Origin of the sequence: Tumebacillus algifaecis (assembly GCF_002243515.1) — a bacterium.
In the GTDB taxonomy this organism is placed as follows: Bacteria; Bacillota; Bacilli; order Tumebacillales; family Tumebacillaceae; genus Tumebacillus_A; species Tumebacillus_A algifaecis.
Window position 1 is genome coordinate 1,841,301 of the sequence record NZ_CP022657.1, and the last position, 13,668, is coordinate 1,854,968.

14 protein-coding genes are annotated in these 13,668 nt (G+C 51.8%); 12 read left to right on the forward strand and 2 right to left on the reverse strand.

Going from position 1 to position 13,668, the window contains the following annotated elements; genetic code table 11:
* The first annotated feature begins 428 nt into the window (after positions 1-428).
* The 9 genes from CIG75_RS08155 to CIG75_RS08195 all read left to right on the forward strand — a co-directional run bounded on the left by CIG75_RS08155 (position 429) and on the right by CIG75_RS08195 (position 6,935).
* A complete protein-coding gene (locus CIG75_RS08155; protein ID WP_094236209.1) occupies positions 429-1,475 on the forward strand; it encodes a S66 family peptidase in 1,047 nt (348 codons plus the stop codon).
* 245 nt (positions 1,476-1,720) lie between these two features.
* Entirely contained in the window at positions 1,721-2,527 is an 807-nt protein-coding gene (locus tag CIG75_RS08160; protein WP_094236210.1) for a metallophosphoesterase, read from the forward strand.
* 268 nt (positions 2,528-2,795) lie between these two features.
* A complete protein-coding gene (locus CIG75_RS08165) occupies positions 2,796-3,848 on the forward strand; it encodes a GspE/PulE family protein (RefSeq protein ID WP_094236211.1) in 1,053 nt (350 codons plus the stop codon).
* 100 nt (positions 3,849-3,948) lie between these two features.
* A complete protein-coding gene (locus CIG75_RS08170) occupies positions 3,949-4,968 on the forward strand; it encodes a type II secretion system F family protein (RefSeq protein ID WP_094236212.1) in 1,020 nt (339 codons plus the stop codon).
* A 28-nt stretch (positions 4,969-4,996) separates the two neighbouring features.
* Positions 4,997-5,371 (forward strand): competence type IV pilus major pilin ComGC, encoded by a 375-nt coding sequence (locus CIG75_RS08175; RefSeq protein WP_094236213.1) that lies wholly within the window; start codon positions 4,997-4,999, stop codon positions 5,369-5,371.
* A complete protein-coding gene (locus CIG75_RS08180) occupies positions 5,368-5,826 on the forward strand; it encodes a prepilin-type N-terminal cleavage/methylation domain-containing protein (RefSeq protein WP_094236214.1) in 459 nt (152 codons plus the stop codon). The genes CIG75_RS08175 and CIG75_RS08180 overlap by 4 nt, the downstream gene beginning before the upstream one ends.
* A complete protein-coding gene (locus CIG75_RS08185; protein WP_094236215.1) occupies positions 5,823-6,182 on the forward strand; it encodes a type II secretion system protein in 360 nt (119 codons plus the stop codon). Before CIG75_RS08180 ends, CIG75_RS08185 begins: the two co-directional genes overlap by 4 nt.
* Positions 6,151-6,600 (forward strand): PulJ/GspJ family protein, encoded by a 450-nt coding sequence (locus CIG75_RS08190; protein ID WP_094236216.1) that lies wholly within the window; start codon positions 6,151-6,153, stop codon positions 6,598-6,600. Before CIG75_RS08185 ends, CIG75_RS08190 begins: the two co-directional genes overlap by 32 nt.
* On the forward strand, positions 6,597-6,935 hold the full coding sequence (locus tag CIG75_RS08195) for a hypothetical protein (protein ID WP_094236217.1): 339 nt from the start codon (positions 6,597-6,599) through the stop codon (positions 6,933-6,935). The genes CIG75_RS08190 and CIG75_RS08195 overlap by 4 nt, the downstream gene beginning before the upstream one ends.
* 42 nt (positions 6,936-6,977) lie before the next feature.
* Here the strand turns inward: CIG75_RS08195 and CIG75_RS08200 are convergent, their stop codons facing one another.
* Together CIG75_RS08200 and CIG75_RS08205 are read right to left on the reverse strand one after the other, a co-directional pair.
* Complete coding sequence (locus CIG75_RS08200) at positions 6,978-9,383, reverse strand: M4 family metallopeptidase (RefSeq protein ID WP_094236218.1); 2,406 nt, start codon at positions 9,381-9,383, stop codon at positions 6,978-6,980.
* A 748-nt stretch (positions 9,384-10,131) separates the two neighbouring features.
* A complete protein-coding gene (locus CIG75_RS08205; protein ID WP_094236219.1) occupies positions 10,132-10,338 on the reverse strand; it encodes a hypothetical protein in 207 nt (68 codons plus the stop codon).
* A 204-nt stretch (positions 10,339-10,542) separates the two neighbouring features.
* Between CIG75_RS08205 and CIG75_RS08210 the strand changes: the two genes are divergently transcribed.
* From CIG75_RS08210 to CIG75_RS08220, 3 genes are all read left to right on the forward strand, one after another.
* Positions 10,543-11,061 (forward strand): shikimate kinase, encoded by a 519-nt coding sequence (locus CIG75_RS08210; RefSeq protein WP_094236220.1) that lies wholly within the window; start codon positions 10,543-10,545, stop codon positions 11,059-11,061.
* A 92-nt stretch (positions 11,062-11,153) separates the two neighbouring features.
* The gene (asnB, locus tag CIG75_RS08215) at positions 11,154-13,076 is read left to right on the forward strand and encodes an asparagine synthase (glutamine-hydrolyzing) (protein ID WP_094236221.1); all 1,923 of its coding nucleotides are present in this window, start codon (positions 11,154-11,156) and stop codon (positions 13,074-13,076) included.
* Between the two features lie 124 nt (positions 13,077-13,200).
* Positions 13,201-13,647 (forward strand): ACT domain-containing protein, encoded by a 447-nt coding sequence (locus tag CIG75_RS08220; protein ID WP_227874383.1) that lies wholly within the window; start codon positions 13,201-13,203, stop codon positions 13,645-13,647.
* Positions 13,648-13,668 lie beyond the last annotated feature (21 nt).

Consider the following 13,668-nt stretch of genomic DNA (forward strand, 5'->3'; position numbering starts at 1 on the left):
ATTCCCCACCGACATTTACCACCATTCGTTATCATCGGGGTGATCGGGCGGCTCGACCGGATCGGCAAACCAACGCCGCTCTACAGTAATCCAAGCCAACAGGATGATCAATGCGATCCACAAGCCATCAACTAGTATGCGTATCTCATCACCCGCTTTCCATTCAATCCTCTCTAGTGTAATCCGTTTGTAGTTCGGACATGTACGTAGAGCGGACAACATGAAATCTAGATTCTCTGTGTTTGAGAGGACAAGTGATTGTGTAAGATCTGCACTTCTACGGCTGGCCCTGCCTCCCGCGAAATTGATCATCAGGGGCAAGTCCTCTCTTCTGACCTGAAAATGATCGTTACAGATTCGGTCAAAAGTTGACAGAAAGCTGTTACAATTAGGTCACGATGCTATGGAAGGAGAAGGGAGTGCGCACAATGAACAAACAAATCCTATATCCCGCGCCCTTGCAAAAAGGTGGACGAATTGTGGTGACAGCGCCGTCATCAGGAATTACGCGCGATTGGCAGCCGTACATGGAGCAAGCGCAACGCAACGTAGAGGCGTCCGATTATGAAGTGTTGATCAGTGACATGGTGTGGAGCAATAGACAGCTGACCTCTGCTCCGAAAGAGGAACGAGCTGAAGAGATGCAACGCTTTTTGCTAGATCCTGAGGTGCAGGCGATCATTCCGGTGTGGGGCGGGGAGTTTTTGTTCGAAATTTTGCCCCTGCTCGATTGGGAGCGCCTTCGCGCTGCAGATCCGAAATGGGTGCTCGGCTATTCGGACTTGACGACCTTTTGTTTCGTCCATACGCTGATGACCGGGCATGCTTCGGCACATGGTAATAATTTCTTCGACCTTGGCACAACCCCGTGGGATGACCTGACGCGGCGCTGGGTTGATGTGCTGTCCACAGAAGCGGGTGGCACGATCAGGCAGAGATCGTCCGAGCGTTATCAAAAACATTGGTCACGCAAAAATCCGTGGGACCCGTTTGCTTTGACTGAACAGACAGTATGGAAACGTCTCGGGTATGAGCAACAACCGGAGGCGGAGCTGGAATTCACTGGTCGTTTGCTTGGTGGATGTTGGGAGATCTTGCGGTCGCTGGTCGGCACGAAGCACGCGCCAGTTCAGCAGTTTGTCAGGGATTATTGTCAGGAGGACGGAGTGATCTGGTATCTGGAAAGCTCGGAAATCAACGCTGCTGAAATGTATCGCAGCTTATGGCAGATGAAGGATGCTGGTTGGTTCGAGGGGGCGAAAGGGATTTTGATTGGCCGTGCTCATGGCAATATCGACGTCGCCGATTTTCTCTTGCAGGATGCGTTGCATCGAGCTATCGACGAGCTCAACATTCCGGTGGTCTATGACGTTGACATCGGGCATAAGCCACCGCAGTTGATTCTGGTCAACGGCGCATTTGCCCGCGTCCGGGTACAACATGGAAAAGGAACGTTGGAGATGGAATATCGATAAGTCGGTTGTGCGATGTGTAAGCCGATCTGTGTAGGCTGTGTCTGCATACGGTGTAGCAAACATAGCGGAGTTCCACGCGATCGCGATCAACTGGCTCAGCAATGCAGGCAGTACGATTCACGATGCATAGCTGATGTGTTGAGAACACGAAACGAATGAGATGGAGAACATAAATAGTCTGTCAGAAAACAGTGGGGCTGTATGACCGATGCAGTCTCCGTTTGCTCAAAGTGAGGTCGTGTGAAATGACAACAGTTCTTCTTACAGCAGGAGTTTTTGCCACACTCGTTCTTGGAGATGTGCTTTTCGAGACGTTATTTCCGAAGATCAATCAGGCAAGGTTGCGAACGACAAGGTTGAAAGCAGGTCAGGAACTAAAGATTTTGCATGTGTCCGATCTGCATAATATGCGGCTTCACGACCGTTTTTTAGAGCGTGTAAAAGCGACAAAACCTGATCTGATCGCGATCACAGGTGATCTGGTGAACGGGCAAGAAGCCAGTTTCGACCGGGTCTATCGAATGATCGAAAAATTGCGGGAAGCCTGCCGGAATCTGTATTTCGTGTCGGGCAATAACGATTGGGAGCATCGGCGGTATCGAGAAATGGCGGATGAACTGCGTAAGCGGGGAGTAACGGTACTAGGCAATGAGCATGCTGTGCTAACGATTCGAGACATGACGCTCAACATCGTGGGTGTGGACGACCCGCACACGAATCGAGACCGATTGAGCCTTGCCTTTGCGGGCATGACGAATGAGCGACAGTTTACACTGCTGTTGGCACATGATCCGATGATCATCCGAAACGAGCAGGCGTTTCAAGCAGACTTGATCTTGTCAGGACATACACATGGGGGACAGATTCGCTTTCCGGTGGTGGGAGCGTTGGTGGCGCCAGGACAGGGGTATTTTCCGAAGTACGACAAGGGGATGTTTCACTTGCAACGGGGAACGGCCTTATACATCGACAGTGGATTAGGGACGAGTAGAATTCCGATCCGCTTTCTCAATCGGAGTCAGGTGAGCGTGTTGACGGTGAAAGGTGAATAACTGAAGGGGTGAGAGCAGGTAGGTGTTACCGTGGCTCTTACCCTTTTCTTTTTGGGTGTGGGGATTCCTGCCGCTCGTACGAAAAAATTTCAAATACAGCGTTCTTATTGCCTGAGCAAGTTCAGATTATGTGAATATTAAATGACGAATTGTCATTTTATAAATAAAATTATTTTCAGAAAAACACTTTATTCACATGGCGAGGTAGTGGTAAAACAGTTGTCATGGATGCGCATCCGCAATCTTGACAAAAGGAGCCACACAAAAAATGAACCACGATTATGACGTTTCGGCAGACCGGTTAGAGCATCTGCTCGGCTTGGCTTACACAGAAGGGGCGAGCGATGTACACATCGAACCCGGGATAGATGGAGGCTGCCAAGTGCGGGTGCGAGTGAACGGGAAGCTGGAGCATTGGGAAGCTTTGGAGGGGACGTTGGAACAAACGGTTTCCAGACTAAAGCTAAAGGCGCGCATGGATATTGCAGAAAAACGATTGCCGCAGGATGGGAGTTTTCAAATGCGGCTGACAGAAGGCGAGGTGTTTGACGTCAGAGTCTCATCTCTCCCAACCGTGCATGGCGAAAAAGTTGCGCTACGACTTTTGCAAAATCAGGCCAGACACAGGCTGGATGAGTTAGGTTTTGATCAGAAGCAGCGCAGGTTGTTTAACTCGTGGATCGAATCGCGCCACGGGATGGTGTTGGTCACAGGGCCGACCGGATCGGGCAAGACGACAACGCTCTATGCGGCGATGTTGCAGCGCCAAGATGCAGGCTTAAACTTGTCCACGCTAGAAAATCCGGTCGAAGTGAAACTCCCCGGCATCAATCAGGTGGAAATTCAACCGCGAACCGGATTGTCTTTTGGTGTGGCTTTACGTTCGGTGCTGCGCCAAGATCCGGATGTGCTGATGATCGGGGAAATTCGCGATGAAGAGTCGGCTGAGGTAGCAGCACGCGCATCGCTCACCGGGCATTTGGTGCTGACTTCCCTGCACAGCGAAAGCGCCGTTTTGGCACTGCTGCGGCTGATCGATCTAGGTGTGCCGCCGCAAATGGTGGCAACGGCGATTCGCGGCGTGGTCGGTCAGCGGCTTGTGGAGACGAAAGAAGGACGGAAAGCGGTATTCGAATGCCTGCCGATGACCGAATCGATCCGCCAAGCGTTGTACCGCCACGCAGACGCGCGGGAGTTGACCTCGCTTGCGAAAAAAGACAGGATTCGTCTGTTGCCCGATGTGCTTAGCGAGTGGTTGGACAGAGGCGCTGTGGACGAGGAGACGTACGACCGAATCATCGGAGAACGAGGGTTGTCGTGAGCAGGCGCTTTGACATAGATGCTTGGGGTGAACCAGTCTTGCGGTTGGCTTGGCTTTTGAAGGGAGGTGTACCCCGAATCATTGGAGAACGAAAGATGGCATGGGCAGGCGTTTGGACGTTGGCGCTTGGGGTGTATTGGCAGGGAGGTTGGCCCGGCTTTTGGAGGGTGGTGTCCCCCTGCTTGAAGCGCTCGCATTTCTGGCTGGACGCTACAAGGGCAAAGAGCAAACTTGGCTTGCGGAGGTACAGACACAGCTGAAGGCTGGGCACACATTGTCACAAACGCTGAAGAGAGGAGAGGCACCACTGATGGTGCAGGCGCTTGTTGAAGTTGGTGAGCATGGTGGAGATCTGGCCGGAAGTTTGTTTCGCTCGGCCGACTATTGCGCTGAGCAGGTGAAGTGGCGGCGTGAACGTCGGCAGGCGATGCTCTATCCGCTGTTAGTCGGCGTTGTGCTGATCTGTCTGTCTTTGTTTTTGTTCACGGTGGTCGTACCACGCTTCGCAGGTCTATACGCAGGTATGGGATTGGAAGTGCACGGGACGACTCGGATGCTATTCGGCTTGAGTGAACTGTATCCCGCTTTGCTCAGCGGTGTACTGGCGGTAAGTTGTGCGGTGATGTGGATGGTCAGAAAGAAAGGAACGGGCACTTTTTCCGTCTTGCAACTGCTTCGGAAGGTGCCTTTTCTGCGCCGTCTGCTGATCGTGGAGCGCACGCATGAGTGGGTGGCAACGCTTGGGTTGCTCCTCGATGGCGGCGTACCGCTGTTGCAGGCGTTGCACGTGCAGGAGCGACTTCCGCTACGCGAGGAAACTCGAAACGCCTGTGTACGGATTCGTGAAAAAGTTCTGCTGGGCACTTCGCTCGGGGAAGCGTTGCACGGAGAAATGCTGGATGCGGCACTGCCTTTGGCGATCCAGGTGGCAGAAGTGACAGGAGATCTGTCTCGAGCCTTGCTCGCGGTCGAGCGCGATTTAGCCGAGCAGCGCAAACGGATGATCGGACTGCTAGTCAAAGCGATCGAGCCGCTGTTACTGCTTGTGGCAGGACTGCTTGTCGGGCTGGTGGCGCTGTTGATGATGTGGCCGATGCTCGATCTGATTCGGGCAATCTAACAATTTCATAGCGAGAGGATGAGGTTCGATGCGAAAATGGTTGACGCTTTGGCGCGGACAGCAAGGTTTTACCTTGATTGAATTGGCGGTGGTGGTGTTTGTCATCTCCGTACTGATCGCGATCGCCTTACCGAATTTGCGCGGTACAGGGGAAAAAGCACAAAGGGTTACCTGTGAAGGCAATCAGCGTCTGTTGCGGGCCCAGCTTGAGAACTTCTATCTGATCGAAAACAGCTATCCGAACGGATTGTCCGATGTGGAGCGATTGAAACAGATGGTCGATCGGGGCTATCTGCAAAGCTTACCGTCTTGCCCAGGGGGAGGAACCTATGCGATCACCGTCGCGCCGGATGGAAAAAGTGCGGAAGTCAATTGTCCGGTACATGGAGCGCTTGGCCAATGAAAAGCTTATGGAGCAGTCAGTCAGGATATACGCTGCTCGAACTGCTGCTCGTCCTCTCCATTCTAGGGGTGATGTTCTCCTTGCTCATGCCCGCCGTAAACAAGCTGTACCTGCGCTTAGAACTGGATGTGGCAAGCCGAAGCCTCTTAGCAGATCTGCGCGACTCGCAACGATCGGCCTGGGTGCACGGGGATGAGCATGAGGTGCGGTTTACAAGGTTCACGCCCCGCTACACATTATGGGAGTCGGGAGTGTTTCGAGGGCAAAAACACTTGCCGGAGCGGGTTAACTATCGACTTGGGTACATCGAATCCTCCGTCAGTACTCTGCTCTTTGGTCCGACTCGGACAGGTGGGAGCGGCGGTATCCGCCTGATCAATGGAGCAGGTCAACAAACGGAAGTAAAAATCTACCCGATCACAGGCCACATCGTCTATGAGGGGATCACGCCATGATCATGGTGCGTAATGAAAAGGGTTTTACGCTGATCGAGTCGCTTTGCGCTGTCGTGATCACCTCGATGACCATTCTGATCGCATCGGGACTATGGCAAGCCTGCATTGCGCAGGAGCGACAATCTGCCATGTATTTCGCAGTGTCGAGGCAGGCTGTGTCCGATATGGAACGCCTGCGGGCGGAGCAAAGTGTGATGCCAGGGGAAGAGGTGAGAGATTTGGAAGTAGATGGGATGAGAATTCTTTCGCACCGCACGATTGTGCAGGAAGCCGACCTATTTCAAGTCACCTTGACGTTCACTTGGCAAGAAGGAGGAAGAACACATGAGCAAACGTGGGCGACGCTTCATCGCTGACGAGCGGGGTGTGACCTTACTGGAACTGGTTCTGTCGCTCGCGGTCACAGGACTCCTGCTCCCTGTGTTCGCTGCGTGGATGACCGCCATGATCGCTCAATGGCAACAAGTGAGCGAGCGTATCGAGGTCCGCCAAACAAACGCAGTTTTGCTTCACCGAATCGGTGCTGAAGTGCGGGAAGGCAGCAGCTTTTTGCCGCAGCGAAACGGCTTGGTGTTTCTCAACAAGGCGGGTCGTCTGATCCGCTATCAACTCTCGAGCGGTGGGCTGCTCCTTCGCGATGAAGAGGGAGTTGGTGCCACCGTCATCGGCTCCCATCTCGCAGAGTGCCGATTTAGCACCGATCAAGAAGGCCGTGTGCTAACCGTCCATCTCGGTGCGATCAGCCAGTCGTGGGTGGGTAGGGGAAACCGATGAAACTCTTTCTTCCCGTCACACTGCTTCTTGTAACCATTCTGCTCCTTGGCACTCAACTCGCGCTGACGACACAAGATTTTCGCATGACCACCGAACTCTACCGCTCCGACCAAGCTTATTATCTCGCGGAAGCTGCGCTCCTCGTTGGACAATCCCACCTGCAACAAGACCCGTCATGGCGCGGAGAACGCATGCAGATCCGGTTGGGTGCAGGCGTTTGTTCCTACCGCATCTACGAGCAGGCAGGGGTAGTACAAATCGAGGCGACAGGCGAAATTGGCAAAGTGAAGACCGTCCAAAAAAAGCAAGCCGAACCAACTTCGCAAACGCATTGAACCCCATGAGTCTCATGGGGTTCTTCTAGCAGGATGAAAGTTCTAGTCCTCGATTGGGTCTACAAAAGTTGTTCGCGGCTCTTCAGTCAGCATTCCTGTGGTGTTGATCGCACTCGGATTGTAGTACGCCACTTGGTCGATCGTATAGCCATATGCGGTCACCGAACCGTCACTGTGTAAAACTGCCGATGCTTCATCGCCATCCACAACCACCCAAAAGCCAGCTAATGTACCGCTGTAGGTGTAGAGAGTCAGGTCATTTTTGTCACGGATTTGCACGTAGTCATACGTTTGTTCCGTTTCAAAACGAGAGAAGTGCAGGCCGACTTTTTGTGCTCCAGGCTTTCGATAGGTGTGCTGATAGCGGTTATTATAGTTGACTGGGTATGGATGCGGTGTGTCCATTTGGAGGGTCTCATAGAACCATTTGTTGGTCGTCGTCGTTGGGAACGTCGCCTTCAGCGTGTAGACAGAAGTGGCGCTGTGTGCCCCGTTATAACCGACAACTTTAATATAGTAGGAGGCACCAGCCAGCCCGTTAAACATCACCGTCTCTGGTGCATTGCCGCGATTGGTCGATTGCCCGATCAGATTCGAATTGGCATCATATACAGCAAGATCGTAGTCGAACGCCATGTTGTTCATCAAAACGGTCACGCTACCTGCCGTGCTCGGGGTGAACTTGAACCAATCGACATCGTCGGCCGATGTGATCCGTCCATTGTAGGTGGTATCGGAGATCACCGGCTCGTATGCCGTTTCCAGAGTGTTGTTCGGTTCAAATGGGTCGCCGAGCGAATCATTCACGCCCACGCTCTCCCACGCATTCACGACAGCAGTCACTTCTGGGGAACTCGCTCCGTACAGATCGATCGCAGCTTGGCGAGTCGCATTGCGCGCATCGATGAACAGCGATTTAGGGGTTAAATATTGGGTCAGTGCCCGGTACCACACTTTGCCCGCCTTGTGTTGAGTGATGCCTGGCGCGGTGACAAAGTTGTAGAATGCTTTGTTGGGAATGCCAGAGTTGGTATGGACACCACCGTTGTCAGCCGACGTGTACACATAATTGGACATGTGATCAGGTTGGTCGAACAGGCTGGGATTGGCCAGTGATCGCATCGCGTCACCTGCGATGGTTGGCGTATAGATCGAATCTCCGATCAGCCAGTTGTTGTTCGGCTTATTTTCGATCAATTCCCCGAACACGTCGGAGAATGACTCATTCAAAGATCCCGGCTGGTCTTGATAGATCAGCCCGGCCGTCTTTGCGGTGACTGCGTGGGTCAACTCGTGGGCGACAACATCGAGAGCCCCAGAGAAAGCGAGATAGTTGGTGCCGTCACCGTCTCCGTAAACCATCTGTGTACCGTTCCAAAATGCATTGTTGTAGTTCGTACTGTAGTGAACAGACGACTTGATCGTCGCCCCTTTGTTATCGAACGAGTTGCGACCATGTACCGAATAATAGTAGTCGTACACCAGCCCCGCATAAAAATGGGCATCGACGGCCGATTTGTCGGTCCAGATGTTGTCTGTACTCGAGATCAGCGTTCCGGGCAGTGACAGGCTGTGAGCTGTCGAGTAAGTCTCGATTTTTCCGCCCATAGCAAACATGGGCTTGCTCAGGTCGCTCATGAAATAGAGCCCTGTCGCAGATTCGATGTTCAATGATTTGGTATCATCCAAAACGCCGATCCCCGTGCCGATCACAGACGCAGTTTGCAATTTAGAGATCGTGTTTAGAATCGAACCGTCATGTGCGTCGATCAGCAGATCTGCATAGACCGGAGTATCGTCGAACGCCGAAAGGGTCACCAGATAGGCCAGATGGTAGTTGCTGGGGCTCGCTTCATACACGGTTAATGTGGACTCTTGCACATCGAACACTGCTGTTTCGCTCAGTTTGAGCGACTTTTTTGCAACGGATAGCGCATCAGCTTTGGAGAGTGTAGGTTTAACATTGACGCCCTTGGTTTTTAGCAGCGGATCATAGTAGCCGTTGACAGAGGTCACGGCACCAGTTGTATTGGTATGCACGATCAACTCGTTGCCAAAGACGGGGACACCTCGGTGTGTTTGACGAAATTTAAACGCTTTACCATGCTGATCGGTGATCTGATCGAACAGCATCATTTCCATTCTGGCAGACTCGATCTGGAACAGGTCACGGTTTTCTTCCAGGACAGAAATCGCATCGGTTGACGTGCGCACTTCTCGTGAAGACAGCCTGCCAGACACAAAGTTTGGGATGTTCTTTTCGGTGTTCCAAGAAATTTTGTCATTCTTTTTTGAATTTTCATATCGAGAGAAATTTGCGAAATCTTGCATCTCGGCCGCTTTTGATGGAAGTGTTTGTGCCGCAGAGACCGGAACGGAACTCAGCGCAGCCATGGACAACACGAGGGCGGACGCAATGGAAAGGGTTGAAATCTGGTTCTCTTTCATTAAATGGCAACCTCTCTTAATTTGGTTTATTTCATTGGTTGACCATATAATAGCACCAGACTGGCGCTCATGTAAATGACAAAAATTAATTTATTGTCCATATTCATTAATAGATGATCAATGGTATGTTTTGCAACTCTGTATTCTCCATAACTTTACTTTTGTCCTGAGGAGATTTTAGCTAAAAGTATCGAAATAAGAAAAGCGTCCTCCGCTGGGACGCTTGATCGTATGTACTGATTTTTGATTTGAGGAGGATGCTGTCAAATATAGGAGCAGTTGCACAGGTCGTTTACCGTACGCGAACTTGTGAAGGGCGACGAGGCATGGCTTGGAGATTGACGAAGTTGAACTGCAACGACTTACACCCTCGAGTTGCGTTGCACGGCCAGTTTTTCCGCATGTTCTTCGGAACTGCCTACTTGAAACCGAGAGAAAGGGCAGACATGGAGAATGAAGAAGTTGAACTGCAACGACTTACACCCTCGAGTTGCGTTGCACGGCCAGTTTTTCCGCATGTTCTTCGGTACTGCCTACTTGCAACCGAGAGGCAGGTTAGACATGGTGTTTGACGACGCTGAACTACAACGCCTAACCCCCTCGAGTTGCATTGCTCGGCCAGTTTTCCACATGCTCTTCGCCTCTGCCTACTTGCAAACGAGAAGCAGAGCAGCATTGCTATTATCCCCATTCAATCGAATGCAACAAACAAGCCCCAGTGTCGCCCTGGAGCTTGTTCGGCACTGCCTTATTTTCCTTTGGATGCTTCAGCGTGCGTTTGCAATTCGGCTTGTTTGATAGCTTCGCGCTCTTCTTTCTTTTTCATATATTTTTCTACGTACGGCCACCAGAGGCCGGGCACGCTCAAATATAGCGCGATAACGACTGCAACAATGTGCCAGACCCAGTCCCAAATTGTCGCTCCGCCCATCCAGTACAGAAAGCTTTCCCACATGGTGCATAGCTCCTTTACGATCAACTGTCTTGATTATGTTACAATGACGCCTTCATTGTAACATAGTGCAGCTTGATTCCGAGCCATGTCGCTGAGCTAATTATTACGAAACACGTAATTTTTTCATGACATGCTGTGACGGTAGCTCGTTTTATTACGTCATATTATGATGAGTCCAAAAGATTGTGACAAGGAGCGAATAATATGGAGAGGCGACTCTTTCTGATCGGGTTTATGGGCACGGGCAAAACGACGATCGGGCATGCTTTGGCCGAAGAGCTGCAGTTTGCGCTCTATGACAGTGATCGGGAGATCGTGTCGCGGGAGGGCATGGAGATTTCGGAACTGTTTGCCGAAAAAGGCGAAGCGTACTTTCGGCGCAAAGAATGCGAAATGCTGGCCGAATTGTCACACTGTCAGGATGCGGTGATCACCACCGGAGGCGGGGCCGTGCTGAGTTCGGCCAACCGCGAACTGATGAGCAAGAGCGGCTATGTGATCGCGCTCACCGCATCGGTCGATGAGATCGCAATCCGTGTGGAACAGGATCGCAACCGCCCGCTTTTGCAAAGCCAGGGCGAGTTGCGCACACGAATTAGGGAGATGATCGAACAGCGCAAGGGTTACTATGATTTTGCGAATTTAACGGTGGACACGACTGGTCGCTCCATAGAGTCGATCAAGACCGAAATCATGCAAAATCTGTCTAGTTCTTCGCGTTGACGAGCAGAATGAAAGAGACTACACTTTAATAGTTCTGCTACAAACAAAGTGATTTTTATCGTCTTTTATACGGAAAGCGAGGTTTTACATAGATGTGTGGCATCGTGGGAATGTACAACAAAACCGGGCGTGGGGTTGACGAACAGGTACTCGAGCGGATGCATGCTCAAATCGTACACCGTGGTCCGGATGATTCGGGCGTTCACTTCGACGGGCCGGTCGGGCTCGGGTTTCGCCGCTTGTCGATCATCGACTTAGAAGGCGGGCACCAGCCGATGCCGAATGAAGATGGAACGGTCTGGATCTCATTTAATGGTGAGATTTACAACTTCCAAGAGCTTCGCAAATGGCTTCTGGAGCGAGGTCATCAGTTCCAGACCGAATGTGACACTGAGGTCATCGTTCACCTGTATGAAGAAAAAGGCGTTGACTGCGTGAAAGAGTTACGCGGCATGTTCGCCTTTGCGATCTATGATACGAAAAATGATCTGGTGATGATTGCACGCGACCATTTTGGGATCAAGCCGTGCTATTATACGGAAACGGCCGACTCGATCGCTTGGGGCTCTGAGATCAAATCATTGCTCGAAGTGCCTGGTGTCGCGCGCGAAGTCAATCCGGAGTCGTTCTGGAACTATTTGACCTTCCAGTACGCTCCAGACCCGCTGACGATGTTTAAGGGCATTCACAAATTGCCGGCTGCCCACTATATGGTGATCAAAGGTGGCAAGATCAAGATTGAGCGTTATTGGGACCTCTCCTTTGAACCGGAAGATCGTCCGCTGTCCTATTACATCGAAGGCACTCAGGAGATCCTGCGCAACTCCGTAAAAGCACACATGAACTCCGATGTGCCGCGCGGCGCGTTTCTCTCTTCTGGCGTTGACTCTTCGACCATCGTCTCCCTGCTCAAAGAACTGGAGCAAGTCAAGACGTTTACCGTTGGATTCGAAGGGGCGGGTGGGCAGTCGGAAGTCGGCTATGCCCGTGAGACGGCGAACATTTTAGGCACCGAACATCGCGACACGATCATCACGGCCAAAGAATATCTCGATGTCTTGCCGCGCCTGATGTTCCACCAAGACGAACCGATCGCCGACCCGTCTGCGATCGCCCTCTATTTTGTTGCTGAGCTGGCCAGCCGCTATGTCACCGTGGTCTTGTCTGGCGAAGGCGCGGACGAAGTGTTTGGCGGCTACACGATCTATCGGGAGCCCTTGTCTTTGAAAATGTTCGATTATCTGCCGATGTCGATGCGCCGCACGTTAGGATCGCTGGCCGAGAAGTTCCCAGAAGGCATGAAAGGTCGTTCCTTCTTCATGCGCGGCGGCAAGACGCTTCCTGAGCGCTTCGTCGGTAACGCATTCATCTTCGGTGAGCAGATGAAAGAGGAATTCGTGCGGATGAATCCTGAAGCGATGGGTCTTCGTCGCTATCTGGACATCACTCAACCGTACTATGACCGTGCGGCAGGCTATGATGATGTGACGAAGATGCAGTATCTCGATTTCCATACTTGGTTGCCAGGCGACATTTTGATGAAGGCAGACAAGATGACGATGGCCAATTCGTTGGAGCTTCGCGTCCCGTTTCTCGATAAAGAAGTGTTTGAATTTGCCGCTAAAATCCCGGCGCACTATCGCACGATGAACGGTACGACCAAATATGTGCTGCGGGAAGCGGTACGCGATATTCTACCCAAAGAAGTCGCAGAACGTCCGAAGTTGGGCTTCCCAGTGCCGACTCGTCACTGGTTGAAAAAAGAGCACTATCAGTGGGCACGTGAACTGATCGATGCGAGCCCGATCGATCATTTGATCAACAAGCAGTATGTGATGCAGATGTTGGAAGACCATAAAAATGGCGTTCGTGACAACGCGCGCAAAGTCTGGACGATCCTCGTCTTCATGATGTGGCACCAGATTTATGTCGAGCGTTCCGTGACGATCGCCCCGCAAGTACCGCCAACTGTCAAAACGCGCCGCGAGCACAACGCGCCGCTGGTGGCGAATTAAGCGCTTCGCGCAACTCCACAGGCCCTCTGTTCTGGCAGAGGGTCTTTTTGTGGAGATAGACTATTAAATAGTTCGTAATTTCTATAGAATAGAAATGAAAGTTAAATTCGAGGAGGGTTCGAACTTGAGTTCCAAGCGTCGCCGCTTTTTCCTGGTCGCCGAGGACATTATGCCAGAAGCGATGATCAAAACGGTACAAGTCAAAGACATGCTGGCCCGCGGCGAGGCAAACACCGTGCATGATGCGGTCAATCTGGCCGGCTTATCGCGATCCGCTTTTTATAAATATCGGGATCTTGTTTTTCTCTATGAAGAGGAAGGGCAAGGAAGATTGATCACCTTATCCCTGATTCTGGAGCATCGGCAAGGGGTGCTGTCAGCCGTGCTCAATTCAATTGCCAAACAAGGCGGCAACATCATCACGATCAACCAAGGGATTCCGATGAGCCAAGCTGCCCACTTGACGATGACCGTCGAAGTGCAGCATTTGACCAACTCGGTGGACGAACTGCTCGAAAGTTTAGAAGCGCTACTTGGCGTGCGGAAAGCAGAAGTGGTCGGGTACGCCTAATCTGTCAGATTTCGTATCTTG